We start from the raw sequence: 21,623 nt of genomic DNA, 5'->3' as shown, positions 1-21,623 counted from the left end.
TAGGGTCTGGAGCAGCTATTGTTCGGTCTTGATTATTCCTGGCTTACGGATCCAGCCTATCAGCAATGGCTGCTCACCGGGGTCCTCAACACACTCAAACTTGCGGCACTGTCATCCAGTGCCGCGATCATCATCGGCCTTCTCGGTGCGCTTGCGCTGACTTTGCGGATTTTCTGGCTGGATGCCATCATCGAGCTGTTCGTGGAGGTGTTCCGCAACACGCCGCCACTGCTGCAGATGCTTTTTGCCTATTTCACGCTGTCGACGCTGGGGTTGAAAGTCACCGATCCCTCCACCGGTCTGCAGATGCCGCTTCTGAGTGCATTCGCCTGCGCCTCGATTTCGCTCAGCCTGTTCGGCGGAGCGCTGGCGATCGAGGCTTTCAGGTCCGGCATCGAAACCATGCCGCGGTCGATCATAGAAGCGGCCCGGTCGCTCGGATACAGCCGGTGGTCGCGTTTCTGGAAAGTTGAGGCGCCGATCGCTGTGCGCATCAGCCTGCCGGCGATTACCAACATTCTCACCAACCTGTTCAAAACAACCTCTCAGGCTTCGGTCATTACGGTGCCGGAACTGATGTACTACGCCGGCCAGATCTACAACGACACGTTTCGCACACTCGAGGTCATGATCCTCGTGCTCGTCATCTATGTGGGGCTCGTATCCATCCTGACATTTGCAATGTCCAGGCTCGAAGCCTGGATGGCTTTCCCCGGTTATGGAAAGGGACACTGACCATGGTCTCCACCATGACTTACGAAAACAAGAAACGCGCCGTCCTGCTTTTCATCGCGCTTGCGGTGGCAATCTGGATTGCGATCGATGCGCTCGCCGGCGGCGCGCAACACTGGAACCGCGTCGCCGTGCGCCTGCCACTGCTCCTGACAGGCTCCGGCTCCGGCTGGCCGATAAGCGGCGGCTTCATCCTCAACATCCTGCTGTCGATTGCCTCCATGGCGGTGGCGACTACCCTTGGCACAGTGATGGGTCTTGCGACGCTCGCAAAATCGCCCTTCATTCGCCTGCCGGCATTTTTCGTCATGAATTTCCTGCGAAACTCGCCTTGGCTCGTCCTGCTTTTCGCGATGCTTTACATTCTTCCTTTCGAGATGAAGATATTCGGCTTCGTCGTTCCTTTCCCGCCTTTCGTAAAGGCGGTCATCGGGCTGGCGTTACCGACGGCGGCGAACTTCTCCGAAGTCATTCGTGGCGCAGTGCAGTCGATCCATAGCGGTCAATGGGAGGCGTCCCGTTCGCTCGGTTACACCCAGCTTCAGATCTATCGTTTCGTCATCCTTCCCCAGGCCTTGCGCCGGATGATACCTGGCTGGATGAACCTCTATGCCCTGCTGATGATTGCAACCGCGCTTGCCACGGTCACGGGTATTCAGGACGTTTTGACCATCCTCAACACCTCACTGGCGATGGAGAGCGAACGGGCGCTCGTCTATTTTTATCTGACAATCCTCTTCCTGTTTTTTGCCTATTGCTACCCGATCGCGATCTTCGCGCGGCGCCTGGAGCATGCGGTTAAAGGAGACAATCTATGAACCGCTCCAACGCCCTGATCGAGATCGATGGCATCCGGAAATCTTTCGGCACGTTCGAGGTCCTGAAAGGAATTTCCCTCAGCGTCGGCAAGGGGGAGGCTGTCTGCATCATCGGACCGTCCGGTTCCGGAAAGTCGACCATTTTGCGCTGCATCAACGGCCTGATTCCGGTCAATGAGGGTTTTATCCGGGTGGGAAATCACAAGGTGCACGAGATGCGCACCGAGAAGGCAATGCGGCCATTGCGCCACCAGGTGGCGATGGTGTTCCAGCAATACAATCTCTTTCCGCATCGCACCGCCCTGGAAAACATCATGATGGCGCCGATCCAAGTGCTCGGCCATGACAAGGCAGAGGTCGCGGATCGCGCCCGGAAGCTTCTCGCCAAGGTGCGCCTGTCGGAAAAGGCCGACAGCTATCCTGGCCAGCTTTCCGGCGGCCAGCAGCAACGCGTGGCTATTGCCCGCGCGCTTGCCATGCAGCCGGAAGTCATTCTTTTCGATGAGGTGACTGCCGCCCTGGACCCAGAAACGGTCAAGGAGGTTCTCGTTACGATCCGCGAGCTTGTTGAGGAAGGGCTGACCTGTGTCCTCGTCACCCACGAAATGAAATTCGCGCGTGAGGTTTCACACCGCGTCTGCTTCACCGACCGGGGGTTGATTGTTGAAAGTGCCCCACCCGTCGAGCTGTTCGACCATCCAAAAGATCCGCGCACACGCGAGTTTCTTGGCCAGGTTCTGTGATTGCCCAAAACTCCTGAAAGGCGGGCCTTTGCGGCCCGGTATGCAATGCGTAAGTTTGACGATATCTACGCCGCCGATTTCAAGGAAGCTCCCTATTGGTGGGAGGAGGCCGAGCCGGAGACGAATCTCGATCCTGTTCCCGAGTATGCCGACGTCGTGGTGGTCGGCTCCGGCTATGCTGGTCTTGCTGCCGCAACCCACCTTGCGCGTGCCGGACGCTCCGTTGTCGTGCTGGACAGTGACCGGCTCGGTTCCGGCTGCTCGACGAGGTCCGGCGGAATGGTGTCCAGCGGCCAGAAGCTCGTCGTTGGCGGCGCGATCAAGGGAATTGACCCGGAGTTGATCAACCGGCTTATCGGCGAAAGTAACGAAAGCTTCGAATATCTGAAAATGTTAATCGACACGGAGAAGCTCGATGCCGGGCTGAAGCTGACTGGTCGCTTTTTTGGCGCCCACACCGCCACAGACTACGTGACGCTGAAGCGCCACGGCGCTCTGCTTGCCGAAAAGACTGGCGTGAAGGTCAGCTTCCTTGATCGAGATCAGCAGCGCGCGGCTATCGGTTCGGATTATTATCACGGGGGTATGCTGATAGATGACTATGGCGGCCTGCATCCGGGACTTTACCACAAGGCGCTGCGCGGGCGGGCCAAGGCTGCCGGTGTCATGCTGCGTTCCCACGCCCGTGCTGGCGTCGTTGAGGACGGGCCAAACCGCGATAAGATTGTGCCAACGGCGCGTGGGACGATCCGCACGAAGGATGTGATCGTCGCGACCAATGGCTATACGGCGGATGATGCGACGCCGGAATTGGCGCGCCGGCTCGTGCCCGTAAAGAGCTATCAGATCGCTACCGAGCCGTTGCCGGCCGATCTGATGGCTGAGCTTATCCCGCAGGGCCGCATGATTTCGGACACCCGCCGGGATCTCATCTTCAGCCGACCGTCGACGGACGGGACGCGGCTGCTTTTCGGTTCGCGCCCGGGTGTGTTCGAAATGTCGGAAAGGCGCGCCGCAAAGCACATCTATGCCAGGATGCTGGCTGTTTGGCCCCAGCTCGCTGGCGTCAAGATCACCCATTCCTGGGTCGGAAGTGTCGCCATGACGGTTGACAAGCTCGCTCATATCGGTGAGCGCGATGGGGCGAATTTTGCGGTGGGATGCAATGGCAACGGTGTCGCGCTGATGACCTATCTCGGTTATCAGACGGCGCGAAAGATCCTAGGCGAGCAAAACGCCAAATCGGCGTTCGACCGGCAAAAATTCACCGCCGTTCCTTTCTATTCCGGCAAGCCATGGTTCCTGCCTGCCTTTACCGGATGGTATCGTCTGCGCGATTTCCTCGACCGGCCGGGGCGTTGAGATGGATGAAGGGCAAGCGGAAATGCGTCTGGAAGAAGATGCGCTCGGAACACGGCTGATGCCGGCCGCCCTGGCCTATGGCATCCAGACGGCGCGCGCGGTCGAGAATTTCTCGATTTCCGGCCGGACAATCGCCGATATCGAAGGCTTCATCCCGGCAATTATTGCCATAAAGCAGGCTGCCGCGCGGGCCAATTGCAGGGCCGGCGACCTTGATCCGCAGATCGCCGGGGCAATCGAAATGGCTGCGAGCGAATACGCCGTAATGCCAAGCAGGCAGGATTTTCCTGTCGATATCTATCATGGCGGCGGCGGCACTGCGGCCAATATGAATGTCAACGAAGTCCTGGCCAACAGGGCAAGTGAAATTCTGACCGGCAGGAAGGGACAGGATCCCGTTCATGCCAATACCCATGTCAACATGGCGCAATCCACTAACGATGTCATTCCCTCGGCAATGAAAATGGCGGTCGGGGGTGAACTGGCTGGCCTCCGCGCAGGTCTGGGCTCTCTCGTCGATGCTCTTCGGGTCAAGGAGAATGCCTTTCGCGACGTGGTCAAGCTTGGTCGAACCTGCTTGCAAGATGCGCTCCCTGTCACTTTCGGTCAGCAGTTTTCAGGTTATTCAGCCGCCTTTGAGCGACAGATGGCGGGGATGTCTGGTCTGGAAGACGTTTGTCTGCGGCTGCCGCTTGGCGCCACTGCCGTCGGCACTGCCTTTGGCGCCTCGCAAGCCTATCGCCGCTTCGTCTTCGAAGAATTGCAGGCGCTGACCGGCAAATCTTATCAGCCGGAGGAGAATTTTTTCGACGCGCTGCAAAATGCCGACGATTGGGTGAGGATTTCAGCCGCATTGAAAGCAATCGCCCTGACCCTGTCGAAATTTGCGGCCGATCTGCGCCTGATGTCATCAGGACCGCGGGCGGGGCTTGCCGAGGTCACCCTTCCAGCGGTGCAGCCGGGTTCGTCGATCATGCCGGGCAAAGTCAATCCGGTTATGCCTGAAATGATGATGCAGGTCTCCTTCCGTGTGATCGGTAATGATGCCACAGTCACCCGCGCCGCCGAGGGTGAACTTGACCTCAATGTATGGGAATCGATCATTCTCGAAGCCATCAGCGAAAGCATTCGTTTGATGCGACGCGCGATCCCGCTTTTTGTCTCCCATTGTATCTCGGGGATAAACGTCAATATGGAGCGCGGCCTCAGCGATGCATCCGGATCGCTCGCCCTGTCGACAGCACTCGTGGCGATTTACGGCTATCCGGCGGCATCTGCCGTCGCCAAGCATGCGGCCACTAACGGCCTGTCCGTCCAGGAGGCTTCCGTGGCTTGCGGACTGATGACGCGAGCGGAGGCCGACCTACTTTTTTCCGATGTTGCAGTATTTGCAGACCCAGACCGGACCGAGCAACGGATCGCCAGCTTCCGCAACCGCACGTCCACCCTCAACAGGCGCTAAAAAAATGTCCAGAATAATTCCTGATGCCGTCTTGCCGTCTAAGACCCTGCCTGCGCACGTGGATGTCGTCGTTATCGGTGGCGGCATCATTGGCGTATCGACAGCGTTGTCTCTGGTCGAGCGTGGCATCAGCGTTGCCGTCTGTGAAAAGGGGCTGATCGCTGGTGAGCAATCGTCCCGGAACTGGGGCTGGGTGCGCCAAATGGGACGTGATCCGGCCGAGTTGCCGCTTTCCATGGAAAGCTTGAGGCTCTGGAGAGGCATGAACGAGCGGGTCGGCGCCGAAACCGGGTTGCGCCAGTGCGGAATTGCCTATCTGTGCGAGACGGACGCTGACGTCGCCTTTTACGAGGAGTGGCTCCAACATGCCGCCGCAGTGGGTCTCGACTCGCGCATTGTGCGCGGTGAGGCAATGCACGCGCTGGTGCCGGGCATGGGCAGGCAGTTCAAGGCCGTGATGCACACTCCGAGCGATTGCAAGGCCGAACCGTTCATGGCGGTTCCCGCCATGGCACGCGGTGCTGCCGCAAAGGGTGCCCATATCCTCACGGGCTGTGCGGTCCGGTCAATCGAACGCTCCGCCGGGAAGGTAAGCAGTGTGGTGACGGAACATGGCGAAATCCGCTGCTCTTCCGTCGTGCTGGCGGGTGGCGCGTGGTCCAGGCTTTTTGCGGGCAATATGGGAATTGATATTCCGATCCTCAAAATCCTGGGCAGCGTCGCGCGTCTGTCGGGTGTTGATGGCATGACGGATATGCCGGTGGGCGGTAACGATTTCGCCTTCCGTCGCCGTCATGATGGCGGCTTTACGGTAGCGCAGCGCAACGCGGATATCGCGCCCGTCACTCCGGATAGCTTCCGTCTGTTCGCCGACTACCTGCCGTCGGTCGTTAAAAACTGGCGGGCATTACGCTTTCGGACAGGCGGGCAGTTCCTGCGGGAAATGGCGATGCCCCGCCAATGGAAAAGTGACGCTGTGACGCCGTTCGAGCAGATCCGCATTCTCGATCCCGTTCCGTCATCGAAGCTCATTTCCCAAGGTATCGACAAGTTGTCCAAGTCCTTCCCGGCATTTGCAAATGCCCGCATCACGTCTACCTGGGGCGGCCTCATGGATGTCACGCCGGATGCCGTTCCGGTGATCTCTGCTGCCAGTGCCATTCCCGGCCTTTATCTGGCCGTCGGATTTTCCGGCCATGGGTTCGGTATCGGCCCCGGTGCCGGAGCGCTGACGGCTGATCTGGTGACAGGCTCCAAGCCATGCGTCGATCCGGCGCCGTTCCGCCTGGAGCGTTTCGGGCGATTGCACCGCGCGCTGGAGAATTTGCGGTAAGATTTTTAAAGATCAAGAGATAGCGTCCGGTGCGCGGCCCGCTTCTGCGAGACACGCTACAGGCGAGTTGATACTTGCCGCGCCGGTCATCCCGCAGACATCTTACGGCTCGGAAAACGGCGAGGTTTCCCGTCAGGTCGTCCAGGCTGATACGGACGCCCAGGGCCAGATCAGGCCCACTCCTCATTCCACACCTGAACCATGTGGCCGGGTGTAACTTCGCGATATTCGCGGTTTGGCGGCGTGAAGGTTTTCGGCCGGATTGGGCTGCGCAACTCTGTATCAGCGAATTTGCGCCGCATATGCCTGCGTGAGGGATCTGGCAGCGGCACGGCCGATAGCAAGCGCCGGGTATAGGGATGTTGCGGATTCGAGAAAACAGCTTCGCGCGGTCCGGTCTCAACGATTTCGCCGAGATACATTACAGCTATGCGATGGCTCATGCGCTCGACAACTGCCATGTCGTGGGAAATGAACAGCAGGCCGAGTTTCAGTCGTTCCTGAAGGTCCAGTAACAAGTTTACCACCTGAGCCTTGACTGAAACGTCGAGTGCCGAAACCGCCTCATCGGCAATGATGAGTTCGGGTTGGAGCGCCAGCGCTCTTGCGATGCAAATGCGCTGGCGTTGGCCGCCGGAAAACTCATGCGGATAACGGCTCGCCATCGCCCCAGCCAGACCGACTTCGCCAAGCAGATCACGCGCAAGCTTTCGGGCATTGCGGGGCGTTTCCAACCCATGGATCAAAAGAGGCTCCGCGATGGCGTTTTCAACCGTCAGGCGGGGATTGAGGCTGGCGAACGGGTCCTGAAAAATCATCTGAACTTGACGGGACAGGTCCGATCTGGTGAAGGAGCCAACATCCGCGCCGTGGATATGGATTGAGCCGGAATGCGGCCGGTTAAGCCCGGCCAGCAAGCGGCCAGTGGTCGATTTTCCGCAGCCCGATTCACCTACCAGCGCAAGTGTTTCACCCCGCGAGAGCGAAAAGCTGACATTTTCGACCGCATGCACGCGCGAGTGCACCATCCGGGTGAAGGCGGATCGCATCTCGAACCGCGCCGACAGGTTCCTGACATCGAGAAGCTTGCCACTCGCCGCGTCGATGGTATCGGGCCGCTTCTTCTGTGGCAGTGCCTGTCCTGTTTCCATGTCGATAATCGGGAAAGGACTGGGGCCATCTTCGCCGGCCGAACCGAGTTGCGGCACCGCGGAAAGCAGGGCGCGCGTATAGGGCTTTTGCGGGCTGGCAAAGACTTCTGATGTCGTGCCGGTCTCAATCTGGTCGCCACGATACATCACCAGCGTACGGTCGGCGATTTCAGCGACGACACCCATGTCATGGGTGATGAAAAGCACAGCGGTGCCTTCCTCTTCCTGCAGGGTTTTGATGAGGTCGAGGATCTGCGCCTGAATGGTGACGTCGAGCGCCGTGGTCGGTTCGTCGGCAATCAGAAGGGCGGGGCGACAGGCAAGTGCTATCGCAATCATCACGCGCTGGCGCATGCCTCCTGAAAACTGGTGCGGGTAATCGTCGATACGTTTGGCAGAGGAGGGAATCCGCACTTTCTCCATCAGTTTCAAAGTTTCCGTCCGTGCCACGCTTTTCGAAATACCGTTATGGGCAATCAGGGCTTCCGCGATCTGTTCCCCGACGGTCAGTACCGGATTGAGGCTCGTCATCGGTTCCTGGAAGATCATCGCCACCCGGTTGCCACGGATTTCACGCATGCGAGCAGGGGAAGCGCCGATCAGTTCTTCGTCGTCGAGCTTGATCGAGCCTTCGATGCGGCTCGTCTTTTCCGGCAGAAGCTGCATCACGGACAGTGCCGTAACACTCTTGCCGGAACCGCTTTCTCCAACGATCGCAAGTGTTTCACCAGCACGGATGTCTAGGTTCAGCTCGCGAACCACTGGGTTCAACGTGCCGTCGCGCAGGAATGAGACCTTGAGATTGCGGATGGAGAGGACAGGATGAGGCGTGGTTTCGGTCATTGTCACTTTTTCCTGTTTCATACGCCGCTCTTGCCGCCGCCCGCAAGGACGGCTCCTGCCGCCGAACGCGGGTCGAGCCAGTCGCGCAGAAGATCGCAGACCCCGTTGAGCACGAGGATCATCACGACCAGCGCCAGACAGGGCCAGACAAGCAGCATGGGCTGATGAGCGATGGCCGCCCGGCCGGTTCCGATCATCAGCCCGAGTGAGGGCGAGGGAGGGACGACGCCGAGACCAAGGAAGGACAGGCCCGATTCAAGCACAACCGCCGCCGCCGTGACGAAGCTGGCCTGAACCAGAAGAGGTCCCATGATGTTGGGCAAAATGGTTTTCAACATGATGCGGATGTTACTGGCACCCATGGCCTGTACCGCCTCGACATAATCCTGCGAGCGAACGGTAAGCACGCTGGCATAGGCGATGCGGGTGAAACCGGGAACGAACACTGCGGCAAGCACGGGTATCAGCGTCATCGGACCTGGCCCATAAAGGGTTACGGCGAGCATGGCGAGGAGAAGCGGGGGGAAACAGAGCACGACATCCATGGCCCTGAGCGTCAGGATTTCCGGAAAACCTCGCATGTAACCGCCGATAATGCCGAATGCGGTACCGATGACGCCAGAAAGGATGGAGGTCGAGAGGGCGATAAACAGCGAGATACGGATGCCGAAGACCAGCCGGGAGAGAATGTCGCGGCCCATTTCATCCTGCCCGAGCGGGAAAGCTGGAGATGGCCCGGCGAACCGCTGACCCATGGTCATCTTCAGGGGATCTGACAGGGGCAGTACTGGAGCAAGCAGGCATATCAGTGCGATGAGCGCGAGCAGCAGCGGCCAGACGAGACGAAGCGAGCGCGTCATTTGCGAATCCTCGGATCGGTGACACCGTAGACAATATCGACGATGAGGTTGAGCGTGATGAACAGGGCCGAAATGACCAGGATGACCGCAGTAACTGTGGGGTAGTCACGGGAATTGACGGCGCTGACCAGCATGCCGGACAAGCCCGGCCAGTTGAAGACATATTCCACCAGCACCGTGCCGCCGAACAGGCCGCCAAGATTGAGCGCGAAGACCGTGATGACCGGCATCAGCGCGTTGCGCAGCACGTGGCGGGCAATGATGCGCCGTTGCGGCAGACCCTTGGCGCGTGCGGTTCGGACATAATCCAGCGGCAGAACATCGAGCACTGAGGCACGCGCGATGCGCACGACGATCGCCGCAAGACCGAGCGCTATGGCGAAAGCGGGCATTGCCAGCAGGATCAGATGCTTGCCGGGGTCGTCTGAAATATTGACGTATCCACCGGCTGGCACCAGCTTCCACATCTGGGCAAAGACCAGAATTATCAATGTACCGGCGACGAAAACGGGGATGCCCTGGGCAAAACCGGCAAGAAAATTCGAGACGCGATCGAAACTGCCGCCCTGTCGCAAGGCTGCGACAACGCCGACTGGTAAGCCGATGATCAAACTGAGGATCGCGGCGGCTGCGATCAGCTCAAGTGTACGCGGCAGGCGTTTGGCAATTTCGGGTGCGACCGGTGAACCGTCGATCATCGAGTTGCCGAGATCAAAGCGAATGAGGCCGGACATCCGATCGACATATTGCGTCAGTATCGGCCGGTCGAGGCCCAGATCGTTGCGCAACTGCGCAACCGAAGCCGCGTCGGGCGTCGAACCTTCTCCTGAAAGCAGCAGTTCAGCCGGATCGCCTGGCACCATATAAATGGAAAGAAAGACGAGGCTGGTAACGACCCAGAGCAGCGCCAGAGAAATGGCAATTCGCTGCAGGAACCAGAACATGAAGACCCTCCGGCAGTCAGCCGTGCAACGTCAGCCTGAAAATACTTGCCTTTCAGGCCTCTTCCGCACGGAAGATGAGAAACGGGTGCCCGGACAGGCGAGTGCCGACCGGGCTAATTCCAGATGTTACGACAGCGAAAGCTCGTCGAAAAGGCGACCGGAGAAGGGAGAAATCTGGTCCGGAAGCATATGGAAATTGTTGACGCGCTTCAGGTGGGCAAAGCCGGTGGCGCGGTAGGAAAGACCGCAAAAAGGCGTGTATTCGATGACGAGCTTGTCAACTTCGGCATATATCGCCTTGCGCTTTTCCAGGTCGAACTCCGCACGGCCCTTGGCGAGCAGCTCGGTCAGGCCTGGAACCTCGAAATTGCGTGAGCGGAAGAAGGTCGGCGACAGCGTCGGGTCAATAAGGGCGCTTGTCGCATCCGGATCGAAGGTGTCGAGGCCGAGACCCTGAATGGCAAAATCGCCCTGGCCACGGTTACCCATGGTAACGCGGGTGGACCAGTCGGGCATCGTCAGTGTCACGTTGATGCCGACTTCAGCCAGATGGCCCTGGACGATGACGGCGGTATCGCGGTGCATGCCGTACTGCGCGGTCGAGAGCAAATTGACGGTCACACCTTCTGCACCGGCCTCCTTAATCAGCGCCTTGGCGCGGTCGGGGTCGTAGCTCTGCCCCTTGGCGAGTTCGGCGTTGTAGAACGGCGTCGCGGACGAGCGCGGCACGCCTTCGAGCACTGCGCCACGACCGAAGAACACGCCCTTGACGATCTCTTCGCGGCGAATGGCGAGGGAAACGGCGCGCCGCAGGCGCTGGTCCTTGAATGCACCAGCTCCGTTGAACGACAGGAACATGAAAGCGCCTGTGGCAGCTGTCTCAAGCGCAACACTGGCGTCCTTGTCGAGCTGGTCCATTGCGCTCCACGGAACGTAATCGATCACATCGACATCGCCCGCAGTGATCGCTGCAACACGTAGGTTTTCGTCGGCGTAGGCGGTGACACGAACCTTCTTGAAATGCGGCAAGCCTTCCTTGAAATAATGCGGGGAGGCTTCGAAATCGAGGCCTACGCCCTTTTCTGCATTGGCCAGCGTGAACGGGCCCGCGCCTATGCCATGGTCCTGTTTGTCGGTCGAACCCTTGGCGATGATCTGCAGGAAGGGGTTGGCGAAGAGCGCCGGCAGCGCCGCGTTCGGTGATTTCGTCAGGAGCTTGAAGGTGCGGTCATCAACAATCTCGACCTTCTCGACTTCGAGCATCGCATCACGGGTATAGGCACCGGAGCCCTCCGCCTTGATCTTCTCGATATTCCATTCGATGTCGGCCGAGGTGACGGGCTGGCCGTCGGAGAATTTAACATCCTTCAGCTTGATCACCCAGGCGCGGTCGCCGTCTCGGTCGAAGCTTTCGGCCAGTTCACCCACAAGTTTGCCTTCTGGCGTGTAGGCCATGAGGAAACGGTTGATCAGCGAAGAAACGAGTTGGCCGGCATAGCCGACATTCACCCACGGTTTCAGATGAGCGGGATAGGTGGAAAGGCCGATGCGCAATGTGTCGGAAGGGGCCTGCGCAAAGGTTCTGGACGCTCCGATGGCAAATGCGGCACCTGAAGCGGCGGTCAGTTTCAGAAGGGTACGGCGATCGAGTATCATGGTTAGTTCCCCATTATGTGTTGATACATGCTTGCCAGCCGGCGTGGACGATTTCGGCGCGCCACCTTTCCGGAAAAGTGTCGGTCCCGGTGGGCGTGATCTGGTCCCGTCGATATCGAAAACAATAAAGAGAGCCTTTTCCGGGTGTCAAGCGAAATTCCATTAATTAATTCATTGGGAAATCTTTGTGTCAAATAACGGAATAAGACCACAAATTTTTCAACCTCCGGCGTAATTTTGGCTTATAATCTAATTATAGGAATAGCAGAAATATTCTGGTCGTAATAATGGAATTGAGATTGACAAGGGAATGAAGCCGATCATAGGGTCTGAACAACTGGCCCGGATTGCCCGGCAGCCGTTTCTCCGGGGCCGAAGGCTTGGCTTTCGCAGTGGGCGGCGCATGCAATCAAGGCAGTGTCGCACGACCTCCAGATGAGGCGTTGCCTTATGACATCCAGAAGAAGGAGCGAGCCATGGCATGGCGGATTGGCGTGGATTCCGGTGGTACTTTTACCGACGTTTGTCTGTTTGAGGATGAGACGGGCGAGGTGGTGATCTGGAAGGTTTCATCGACACCGGATGACCCTTCGCGCGGGATCACGCAGGGTGTGGCCGATGGCATCGAGCGCGTAGGCATCAAGGCCGAGGATGTTTCTTATGTCGGTCACGGTACAACGGTTGCCACAAACGCGCTCATCCAGGGTCGTGGCGCAAAAACAGGGCTTCTGACGACCGGTGGTTTCCGCGATCTGCTGGAAATCGGCCGTCAGAAACGCCCGGACCTCTATGATCTCCAGGCAGATAAGCCTGAACTTCTGGTCGAGCGTCACCTGCGCTTCGGTATTGAAGAGCGTGTTTTGGCCACTGGCACTGTTGAAACACCACTGGACGAGACTGCATTGCGCGAAGCGGTGCGGGCTCTGAAGGCCGATGGCGTAAAGGCGGTCGCAGTCAATTTCCTATATTCTTTCATGCACGCCGAGCATGAGAAGATCGCGGCCCGCATTCTGGAAGATGAGTTTCCTGAAGCCTTCCATTCGCTGTCACACCGTATCGCGCCGGAATTCCGTGAGTTCGAGCGATTGTCGACCACGGTCGTCAATGCCTATCTTGGCCCCGTCATGCAGGGTTATGTGAAAGCGCTGTCCGGCAAGCTCACCGATCTCGGCATCACGGTTGCGCCGCAGCTCACCCAGTCGAATGGCGGCGTTATCGGCTTTGATGCTGCTGCCGAAATGCCGGTACGCACGGTTCTGTCCGGTCCCTCGACCGGTGTTGTCGCTGCCCAGGCGGTTGGTCGGATGACCGGCATCGACAACCTCATCACGTTTGACATGGGCGGTACCAGCTCTGACGTTGCACTGCTTGCTGATGGTCAGTGCCGAGTGGTGAACGAGTCGGTGGTCCACGGTTATCCGATCAAGGCTCCGATGCTCGATATACACACGGTCGGGGCCGGTGGTGGCTCGATCGCCTATATCGATTCCGGCAATCACCTGAAAGTCGGTCCACGTTCTGCAGGCGCCAATCCTGGTCCGGCCTGCTACGGCCTTGGCAATGACGAGCCGACGGTCACTGACGCCAATGTCGTACTTCAGACACAGAACCCGGAATATCTGCTCAACGGCCGAATGAAGATTGACCGTTCGCTGTCGGTAAAGGCCGTCGAACGGCTTGCGGAAAAGCTCGATATGGGCGTTCTGGAAACCGCGAACGGCATTCTCGACATCGTGACGGCCAACATGGCCAAGGCCATTCGCGTGATTTCCGTCCAGCGTGGCCATGATCCGCGTGACTACGCGCTGGTCGCCTTCGGCGGAGCGGGTCCGGTGCATGCCGTGCGTCTGGCCCGTGAGTTGGGCATGAAGCGCATCGTCGTGCCGAAGACCCCGGGCGTCTTATGCGCTCTTGGCCTCTTGATGACGGATCTGAGAACGGACTTCTCGGCGACTGTCCTGCATCGCCTCGACCAGGTGGCGTCGGGAACGATCTCCACGCTGTATGATGGCCTTTCTGCTCAAGCCAATGCCTGGTTCGAGCGTGAGAAAATCGCACCAGCCGCCCGCGTTGTCACCCGCACCGTCGATTGCCGCTACGCCGGCCAGAATTACGAGATCGCAGTCGCCTTGCCGGAAGGACCGATCACCGAGGAAACCTTCCGCCTCGTCAAGGAGCGTTTCGAGCAGGCGCATCGCCAGCTCTATGGCTTCATCGCCGAAGGTGAGCCGGTGCAGCTTGTTACCTATCGTTTGGTCGCAAGCGGCGTCGTCGAAAAAGCAGCGTTCAAGGCCCGCGAGATGGAGGGCGAGGATTCCTCTGCTGCGATCTCCGGCAAGCGTGATGTCTGGATGGCCGAAGCCGGCGGTTTTACTGCAGCGTCGCTCTATAACCGCGATCTGCTGAAACCCGGTAACGTCGTCGCCGGTCCTGCCATTATCGACCAGATGGATTCGACCACGGTTCTGCCACCTGGATATGTCGCTACGGTCGATGCCTATCTCAACCTCATCGTGGAGGGAAAATGATGACGAATGCAGCCATCGCACAGAACTCTGCTGCAGCACTCAATCCGATAACTGTCGAGGTCATCGGCAGCGCATTTGCCTCCACCGTCGAGGAAATGGGAGAGGCGCTCGTTCGTGCCAGCTATTCCACCAATATCAAGGAACGCCGCGATTGCTCTACGGCACTGTTCGACGCCAGGGGGGCAATGCTTTGCCAGGCAGAACATATCCCGATGCATCTCGGCTCGTTTATCGGCTTTATTCCCTATATTCTGGAGCATGTGGGCGCGGATAGTCTTGCTCCCGGCGACGTGTTTATCGGCAACGACGCCTATGAGGGTGGCGGCACCCATCTGCCGGATATCGTTCTGGCGGAGCCGATTTTCCAGGACGGCAAGTTGATCGCCTGGGCGATCAATACAGCGCACCATTCCGACTTCGCAGATCGCGGCCATGCCCACATCTATCAGGAAGGCCTGCGCATTCCCCCGGTTCGCCTCTATCGAAAGGGCATTCTTCAGGAAGACATCCAGAAGCTGTTTCTCCTGAACTGCCAGGTGCCGCATGAGCGAATGTCGGACCTGCGCGCCCAGATGGCAGCGAACCGCCTTGGCGTGACGCGCCTCAAGGAACTCTGCGACAAGTATTCCACCGGAACGGTTCTCGCTGCTGGTCGCGAACTGATGGACTATGCCGAACGCAAGATGCGCGCCGGCATCGCTTCCATTCCGGATGGCACCTACAGCTTTTCGGATATGTTCGATGCGGAATCGCTGCGGGACGAGCTCGAATTTTCGGTGACAATTACAGTCAAGGGTGACGAGATGCATCTTGATTTCGTCAGCCCGCCGCAGGTTCGCGCCGGTCTGAACGTGGTCTATACCGCGCTCCTTTCCACAGTCTATTATGCGGTGAAGACCGTTGTTGATCCAACCGTCCTGCCGAATGCCGGTCTGGCCCGGCCCATCCATGTGACGGCGAAAAAGGGTACATTGCTCAATTGCGCTCACCCGGCCGCCGTCGATGGCCGCATTGCCGCATGCCAGCGTGTGGTCGATCTCATCCATGGCGCACTCGCGAAGGTGATTCCGCACCGCGTGACCGCCGCCTGCAACGGATCTGTCGCGGTTGCGAGCTTCTCTGGTACACGCGCGGACGGCAGCCTCTGGGTCTATCTCGAAACTATCGGTGGCGGCTTCGGGGCGCGGCATAACAAGGATGGCCTGGACGGCGTGCATGTCCACATGACCAATACGTCCAACCTGCCACTGGAATCGCTTGAAACCGAGTATCCGCTAACGCTGGTTGCCTATGAACTGGTCGACGGTTCCGGTGGTGGCGGACAGTTCAGGGGTGGCATGGGGCTTCGCCGCGTGTATCGCGCAGAAGCAGATTGCCGGGTCTCCATCGGTGGCTCCCGCTTCGTCTCGCGCCCCTGGGGTCTGGATGGTGGCCTTGCAGGTGGGCTTGGCTCCTTTACCATTCTCGGTGCGCCCGAGCGGCTGGTGAATGGTGCCGGCGACATCTTCAAGGGTGATATTCTCGAGATCGTAACCCCCGGTGCCGGCGGATATGGCGAGCCCTCCATGCGCGACCCGGCATCCATTGCAGCCGACGTCCGTGACGGACGCATTTCCTCCGAAGCGGCCAGATCCGTTTACGGGCTCTGATTTCCCAAGCTGGCCCGGTTTCCCTCCATAGGGAGCCGGGTCTTTTTTGGGCGAGCGGCTTGAGGTTCCAATTTTTTAACCCGCTTGACTACCCATGCCATATTGCCTAATCCAGTTCCAATTATCGGATTTTAATGAATGATATATTCACCGAAACCCAGGGGACAGCATGGCAAAGCAATCGTCCAGCAATGTCGAACGCGGTGCGGAAATTCTTCTGGCGCTAGGCAATGCGGGTGTCGGCGGCATGAGCCTTGCTGAAATCGCAGATGGGATCGGTGATGCTAAATCGGCGGTGCATCGGGCTCTGACGGGACTGTCTCATTACGGTTTTGTTGAGCAGAGCGGTCGGCGCGGCAACTACAGGCTGGGTAGCGCGATTTATGCACTGGCGCAGCGCGTGCCAGGTATTGGTGATCTGGTCGATCTTTTCCGTCCGGCGCTTATTTCCATCACCGCCGGGACAAACATATCAAGTTTTCTCATGGCGCGGTCGGGTTTCGAATCTGTTTGCCTCGATTTCCAGCTCAGCGCAGCGCCGGTCCAACCCTTGCTTTCGGGCGTGGGCGGGCGTCTGCCGCTTGGTATCGGCCATGCCGGGGTTTGCATGATGGCGCGGCTGGACAGGGAATCCCGCGAACGCATCCTCGAAATCAACGCCCCGCATTACGAACAATGGCAGATCGAAACGGATACCATCCGCGCCGAGATCGAGATGTTCCTTGAAAAAGGCTATGTGATCGGTACGCGCAAGGCGGCGGGGTACGAGGTCTGGACGCTTTCCTTTGCGCCCGCGCCCGGTGACAATCGTTATGGCGAAACCGGGGTTTCTCTGCTTGCGCTGGCCAACAGCGTTTCGGATGACGAGGCACAGCGCTGCGTCGCGCTGATGTCTGAAGCACTGCCCTACAAGTGGTCCGGCCTCAACGCGTAACGCCGGATCATTTCCTGGATATGGGCAAGGCGCGCGCTGCGCGCCGGTTCAGCAAGAACGTCCCGCCCGAAGGTAAAGCGGATGGTGTGTGCCGTGGAGACCGTGGCCCAGCACAGATTCGAGATTGACAGCCATAACTCGACAGGGTCCAACCGAGGGCGAAACACGCCAGCTGTGGCGCCACGCTCCAGAATGCCTGCCACCATCCGGGAAATATTTCCGGCATATACCGTTTCGGGCTCCGATTCGCGGATGTTCTCGCCACCGTGCAGGTTCTCGATGCCGACAAGCGTCAGGAAGCCCTGATTGTTCCGGTAGTAGTCAAAGGTGAACTCCACAAGCCGGTCGAGCGCAGCAACCGGATCCGAAGGCATCGCCAGCGATTCCTCTGCATCGCGCATCGCCCGGTAAGCGTCTTCCAGCACATGCCGGAACAACACTTCCTTGCGGGAAAAATGCCGATAGACAAGTGCCTTGTTAACGCCAGCCGAATAGGCGATAGCCTCGATATTTGCACCTTCCAGACCGTGCGCAACGAATTCGCCTGCCGCAGCCACAAGAATGGCCTTGCGGGTGCGCGAGGTGCGCGCCGCGTGTGATCCTGGCGGCTTTTCCTTCACCTTTGTTGCCTGCGGCCTGTCGTTCATTCATGTCGTCCTTCCGTGGCCGGTGAATATCATCTTTGCCTCGTCTTGTCCTCTCTTCGGCAAGGAACGAATTTTGCAGCGTTATCGCCAACAGCTCTTTACAGCTCCCGTTGCTTCTGTTTTTGTAACGACAACGTTACTGTTACACAAGAGGCAGTTATGACCCCGCATATACGTGTCGCATCCGACGTCGGCGGAACTTTCACCGACAGCATTGCCTATGACGAGACGACGAGAACCATCACCGTCTCGAAGGTATCGACCACGCCGGTCAACCGTGCGCTCGGCACACTTGAAGGCCTGCGAAAGGCCCTGGGCCTGCAGGGCGCGAGCGGTGCGGATGTTGCGTATGTGGGACATGGCATGACAACGGCAACCAATGCCGTGATCCAGCGCAATGGCGCAAAGACGGCATTTCTCACCAATCACGGCTTTCGCGATCTCCTTGAAATCGGCCGCCAGAACCGTCCGACGCTGTTCGATCTGACCAGGGTGAAGCCTGAACCGTTGGTGCCGCGCGAACTTTGTTTTACGGCGCGGGGCCGTATTCTGCCGACAGGTAAAGAGTTGCAGCCGCTCGACGAGGCCGATGTGCGCGCGGCTGGTGAAGCGATGAAGGCGGCTGGCGTCGAGGCCGTCGCCATCCTTTTTCTCCACTCTTACGCCAATCCCTCCCATGAGTTGCGGGCGCGCGATATTCTGGCTGAAGTCCTCCCACATGTGGCAATTTCCGCTTCGGTCGAGGTGAATGCTGAATTCCGCGAATACGAGCGCGGCTCGACGGCGGTGCTCAATGCCTATCTTCGTCCGGTCATGGACCGTTATCTGTCTTCGCTCTCCGGTATGTTGCAGGATGAGAAGGAAGGGCTGGGCCTTGGTCGCGACCGTCCGGTTATGGTGATGGATGCGGCCGGTGGACTGATGAGCCTCGAAGGAGCGCGCCTCAAGCCCGTCCATACCGTTCTATCCGGCCCCGCCGGTGGTGTAGTCGCCAGCGCGCATGTGGCTATGCTGGCAGGTATTCCCGATATCATCACCATGGATATTGGTGGAACGTCCACGGATATCAGTCTCATCCGGGCTGGACGGCCGGAAATCACCCGTTCGGCCAGTCTCGAAACCGTGCCGATTCGCCTGCCGGTTATCGATATCAATGCTATCGGTGCGGGCGGTGGTTCCATTGCCTGGATTGATGACGGTGGGGCGTTGCGTGCGGGGCCGATGAGCGCCGAGGCGGTGCCGGGCCCCGTTTGCTATCGTCGCGGTGGAACGTTGCCGACAGTTACCGATGCCAATCTTTTGCTGGGGCGGTTCTCGCCGCAATCGCGTCTGGGCGGTTCGATGACACTTGATCTGGATGGGGCCCATAAAGCCATCAACGATGTCATTGCACAACCACTTGGTCTTGATGTCTATGAGGCGGCGGCAGGAATATTGCGCGTAGCCCATGCCAACATTGTTCGGGGCATCCGCGTTGTGTCCGTGGAACGTGGTTATGATCCACGTGATTTCGCGCTTGTGCCATTCGGCGGTGCGGGACCGATGCATGGCAGCCCCGTAGCCCGCGAACTCAAGATGCCGCGTGTAATGGTGCCGCCGACCCCTGGCATTCTGTGTGCGCTGGGACAGCTGATTTCAGACCTGCGCCACGATTTCGTCGAAACACACGTCGTCCCCTATGCCGCCAATGGCGAAGCTGAAGCGGCTTTGCGCATCAAGCGCCTGACTGACCGCGCCGACGGCCATCTCGATCATGATGGCGTCGAGCCGGACCGGCGCGACGTGGAAATACGCATCGACATGCGCTATCAGGGCCAGTCGTTTGAACTGTCAGTGACGGTGAATCCCGGCGAACCCTGTTGGTGGGCCGACCTTCCTCGCCGGTTTCACGCCGCGCACCGGGCCCGCTTCGGTCATGCTGACGAAAATGCCGCAATCGAGATCGCCGGCTTCGGCGTCACAGGTATCGGCCGCATCAAAACGCCGGTGCTTCCCGAACTCGACGACGGAGGCCCTGTGCCCGACGACGATGCCCTAACCGGCGAACGCCCGGTCTATTACGAGCCTGGCGATACCGGCGCGCGTGGCGCCTTCTATAAGGCGGCGGTCTACGCCCGGGAAAAGCTCAAGGCTGGCAACATGATATTCGGCCCCGCCATTATCGAGGAAGTTTCTTCGACCACCGTTCTTTATCCTGCCGACCGTCTCACGGTTCACAAATCAGGCAGTCTGATCGTTGAGGTAGCAGAATGACCATGTTTGATCCGATCCGTCTCGAAGTTCTGCGAAATGCCCTGGAAGCAACCGCGCAGGAAATGGGCGTCGTGCTGAAATGCACTGCCTTTTCGCCCAACATTAAAGAACGCATGGACGCATCCTGCGCAATCTTCAACGCGAATGCGGAGCTGGTCGCGCAGGCCGAGCACGTACCGGTGCATCTTGGTTCCATGCTGAGGGCCGTTGCGCCGACACTTGCACAGTTGCCACCGCTCAAGGAAGGCGATGTCGTCATCGTCAACGACCCTTTCGTTGCCGGCGCGCATCTGCCCGACATCACGTTGATAGCTCCGGTTTTCGCCGCAGGTGAACTCGTTGCGCACGTGGCAAGCCGCGCGCACCATTCGGATGTCGGAGGCATGGAGCCCGGTTCGATGCCCGGCAGCTCAACAGAGATCTTCCAGGAGGGCCTGATCATTCCGCCAGTCCTGCTTTACGACGGAGGTGCGGAACAGGCCGGTATCATGCGCATGGTGCTTGCCAATGTGCGCACGCCGGAAGAGAGGCGCGGTGATCTCAATGCCCAGTTGGCGGCTCTCAGGATCGGGGAGACCCGCCTGCAGGAAATGGTGGGGCGTTTCGGTGTCGATGGGCTGAAACAGGGCCTGTCGGCCATTCTTGACTATTCCGAGCGGCGCATGCTGAAGCGCCTCGCTGAGTTGCCGCCCGGCCGCTACGAGGCCGAGGACTGGCTGGATGACGATGGATCAAACCCGGAAAAAGTCCTGATCAAGGTTGCCGTCGATGTTGCGCCCGACCGTCTGGTATTCGATTTTGCAGGAACCGCGCCGCAGCGGCGTGGTAATGTCAATGCGGTCAAGCCGATGACGCATTCGGCGGTGTTCTACGCCATCAAGATACTGACCGACGCAACACTTCCGCCAAATGCCGGCGTGTTGCGTCCAGTCGAAATTCACATTCCGCAGGGGTGTTTCCTCGATGCCCAGCCGCCGGCCGCCGTCTGCGCGGGCAATACTGAAACCACGCAACGCGTGGCAGACACGGTACTGCGCGCCTTTGCGCTTATCGCGCCCGATCGCATCGCCGCCGCCAGTCAGGGGACGATGAATCTGATCGGCATTGGTGGACGTGATCCCCGAAGCGGAAGGCCCTATACCTATATCGAGACGATTGGCGGGGGGCAGGGCGGCCGTCCCTATGGTGCAGGCATGCATGGCGTGCACGCCAATATGTCGAACACGCTCAACACCCCGATCGAGGCGCTTGAAATCAGCTATCCACTGCGTATCGAACGTTATGAGCTGCGCCAGGGATCGGGCGGGACGGGGCACCATGCCGGCGGCGAAGGCCTGATACGCGCCATTACAGCGGTGGATCACGAGGCGCGTGTTTCACTTCAATCGGACCGTCGGATCACTGGTCCTTACGGTCTGCATGGCGGTGATGCCGGCGCGACGGGACAAAACTCGGTCATCGATGCGGCCGGCATTGCGACACAGCTAGCCGGCAAAGGCTCGGTAACGCTTTCGTCTGGAGAAACGGTCGTCGTGGAAACGCCCGGCGGCGGCGGCTGGGGGAGGGTTCCGGTTCAGATCGAATAGAGACGCTAGAGTTTCCCGCATACCTTGGACATCTGCGATCTTCTGCGGCACGCCGTTGCCCGGAAACGACAATTTCAAGTCGGTTCAGTCACCAGCTGGGGAACGAAGGGGGCGCAGACGCG

16 protein-coding genes are annotated in these 21,623 nt (G+C 59.1%); 11 read left to right on the top strand and 5 right to left on the bottom strand.

The window, feature by feature from the left end; genetic code table 11:
• Window positions 1-18 precede the first annotated feature (18 nt).
• From AB4Z23_RS15270 to AB4Z23_RS15245, 6 genes are read left to right on the top strand one after another with little or no spacing between them, the layout of a single operon-like run.
• Complete coding sequence (locus AB4Z23_RS15270; protein ID WP_003517557.1) at window positions 19-735, top strand: amino acid ABC transporter permease; 717 nt, start codon at window positions 19-21, stop codon at window positions 733-735.
• 2 nt (window positions 736-737) lie between these two features.
• The gene (locus AB4Z23_RS15265) at window positions 738-1,550 is read left to right on the top strand and encodes an amino acid ABC transporter permease (protein ID WP_112495926.1); all 813 of its coding nucleotides are present in this window, start codon (window positions 738-740) and stop codon (window positions 1,548-1,550) included.
• Window positions 1,547-2,293 carry an amino acid ABC transporter ATP-binding protein gene (locus AB4Z23_RS15260; RefSeq protein ID WP_013761259.1) on the top strand — a complete coding sequence of 249 codons (747 nt, stop codon included), beginning with the start codon at window positions 1,547-1,549 and terminating at the stop codon, window positions 2,291-2,293. The genes AB4Z23_RS15265 and AB4Z23_RS15260 overlap by 4 nt, the downstream gene beginning before the upstream one ends.
• A gap of 45 nt (window positions 2,294-2,338) precedes the next feature.
• The gene (locus tag AB4Z23_RS15255; RefSeq protein ID WP_003517554.1) at window positions 2,339-3,655 is read left to right on the top strand and encodes an NAD(P)/FAD-dependent oxidoreductase; all 1,317 of its coding nucleotides are present in this window, start codon (window positions 2,339-2,341) and stop codon (window positions 3,653-3,655) included.
• 1 nt (window position 3,656) lies between these two features.
• Window positions 3,657-5,117, top strand: coding sequence for an aspartate ammonia-lyase (locus tag AB4Z23_RS15250; RefSeq protein ID WP_029658880.1), 1,461 nt, complete (start codon window positions 3,657-3,659; stop codon window positions 5,115-5,117).
• Between the two features lie 4 nt (window positions 5,118-5,121).
• Window positions 5,122-6,450 carry an NAD(P)/FAD-dependent oxidoreductase gene (locus AB4Z23_RS15245; RefSeq protein ID WP_441360330.1) on the top strand — a complete coding sequence of 443 codons (1,329 nt, stop codon included), beginning with the start codon at window positions 5,122-5,124 and terminating at the stop codon, window positions 6,448-6,450.
• A 170-nt stretch (window positions 6,451-6,620) separates the two neighbouring features.
• Here the strand turns inward: AB4Z23_RS15245 and AB4Z23_RS15240 are convergent, their stop codons facing one another.
• The 4 genes from AB4Z23_RS15240 to AB4Z23_RS15225 form a co-directional block, all read right to left on the bottom strand.
• Entirely contained in the window at window positions 6,621-8,444 is a 1,824-nt protein-coding gene (locus AB4Z23_RS15240) for an ABC transporter ATP-binding protein (protein ID WP_441360329.1), read from the bottom strand.
• A 17-nt stretch (window positions 8,445-8,461) separates the two neighbouring features.
• A complete protein-coding gene (locus tag AB4Z23_RS15235; protein WP_013761254.1) occupies window positions 8,462-9,304 on the bottom strand; it encodes an ABC transporter permease in 843 nt (280 codons plus the stop codon).
• Complete coding sequence (locus AB4Z23_RS15230; protein WP_013761253.1) at window positions 9,301-10,248, bottom strand: ABC transporter permease; 948 nt, start codon at window positions 10,246-10,248, stop codon at window positions 9,301-9,303. The genes AB4Z23_RS15235 and AB4Z23_RS15230 overlap by 4 nt, the downstream gene beginning before the upstream one ends.
• A 126-nt stretch (window positions 10,249-10,374) precedes the next feature.
• Complete coding sequence (locus tag AB4Z23_RS15225) at window positions 10,375-11,904, bottom strand: ABC transporter substrate-binding protein (protein ID WP_441360328.1); 1,530 nt, start codon at window positions 11,902-11,904, stop codon at window positions 10,375-10,377.
• Between the two features lie 476 nt (window positions 11,905-12,380).
• Here AB4Z23_RS15225 and AB4Z23_RS15220 point away from each other — a divergent pair, with 476 nt between their 5' ends.
• From AB4Z23_RS15220 to AB4Z23_RS15210, 3 genes are all read left to right on the top strand, one after another.
• Complete coding sequence (locus tag AB4Z23_RS15220) at window positions 12,381-14,432, top strand: hydantoinase/oxoprolinase family protein (RefSeq protein ID WP_111789176.1); 2,052 nt, start codon at window positions 12,381-12,383, stop codon at window positions 14,430-14,432.
• On the top strand, window positions 14,429-16,081 hold the full coding sequence (locus AB4Z23_RS15215; protein WP_421387746.1) for a hydantoinase B/oxoprolinase family protein: 1,653 nt from the start codon (window positions 14,429-14,431) through the stop codon (window positions 16,079-16,081). Before AB4Z23_RS15220 ends, AB4Z23_RS15215 begins: the two co-directional genes overlap by 4 nt.
• 169 nt (window positions 16,082-16,250) lie before the next feature.
• A complete protein-coding gene (locus AB4Z23_RS15210) occupies window positions 16,251-17,015 on the top strand; it encodes an IclR family transcriptional regulator (RefSeq protein ID WP_013761249.1) in 765 nt (254 codons plus the stop codon).
• Here the strand turns inward: AB4Z23_RS15210 and AB4Z23_RS15205 are convergent.
• Complete coding sequence (locus tag AB4Z23_RS15205; RefSeq protein ID WP_025596084.1) at window positions 16,988-17,662, bottom strand: TetR/AcrR family transcriptional regulator; 675 nt, start codon at window positions 17,660-17,662, stop codon at window positions 16,988-16,990. The genes AB4Z23_RS15210 and AB4Z23_RS15205 overlap by 28 nt on opposite strands.
• Before the next feature lie 159 nt (window positions 17,663-17,821).
• On the opposite strand from AB4Z23_RS15205, the gene AB4Z23_RS15200 reads away from it, so the two are divergent.
• Both AB4Z23_RS15200 and AB4Z23_RS15195 read left to right on the top strand, forming a co-directional pair.
• Window positions 17,822-19,915: a hydantoinase/oxoprolinase family protein gene (locus AB4Z23_RS15200; protein ID WP_025596085.1), complete on the top strand. Its 2,094-nt coding sequence runs from the start codon at window positions 17,822-17,824 to the stop codon at window positions 19,913-19,915.
• A 2-nt stretch (window positions 19,916-19,917) separates the two neighbouring features.
• Entirely contained in the window at window positions 19,918-21,501 is a 1,584-nt protein-coding gene (locus tag AB4Z23_RS15195; protein ID WP_441360327.1) for a hydantoinase B/oxoprolinase family protein, read from the top strand.
• The last annotated feature ends 122 nt before the right edge of the window (window positions 21,502-21,623 follow it).

The sequence above is a fragment of the Agrobacterium sp. MCAB5 genome, from assembly GCF_052114365.1.
Lineage (GTDB): Bacteria > Pseudomonadota > Alphaproteobacteria > Rhizobiales > Rhizobiaceae > Agrobacterium > Agrobacterium tumefaciens.
This window is presented reverse-complemented; position numbering and strand designations above follow the sequence as displayed.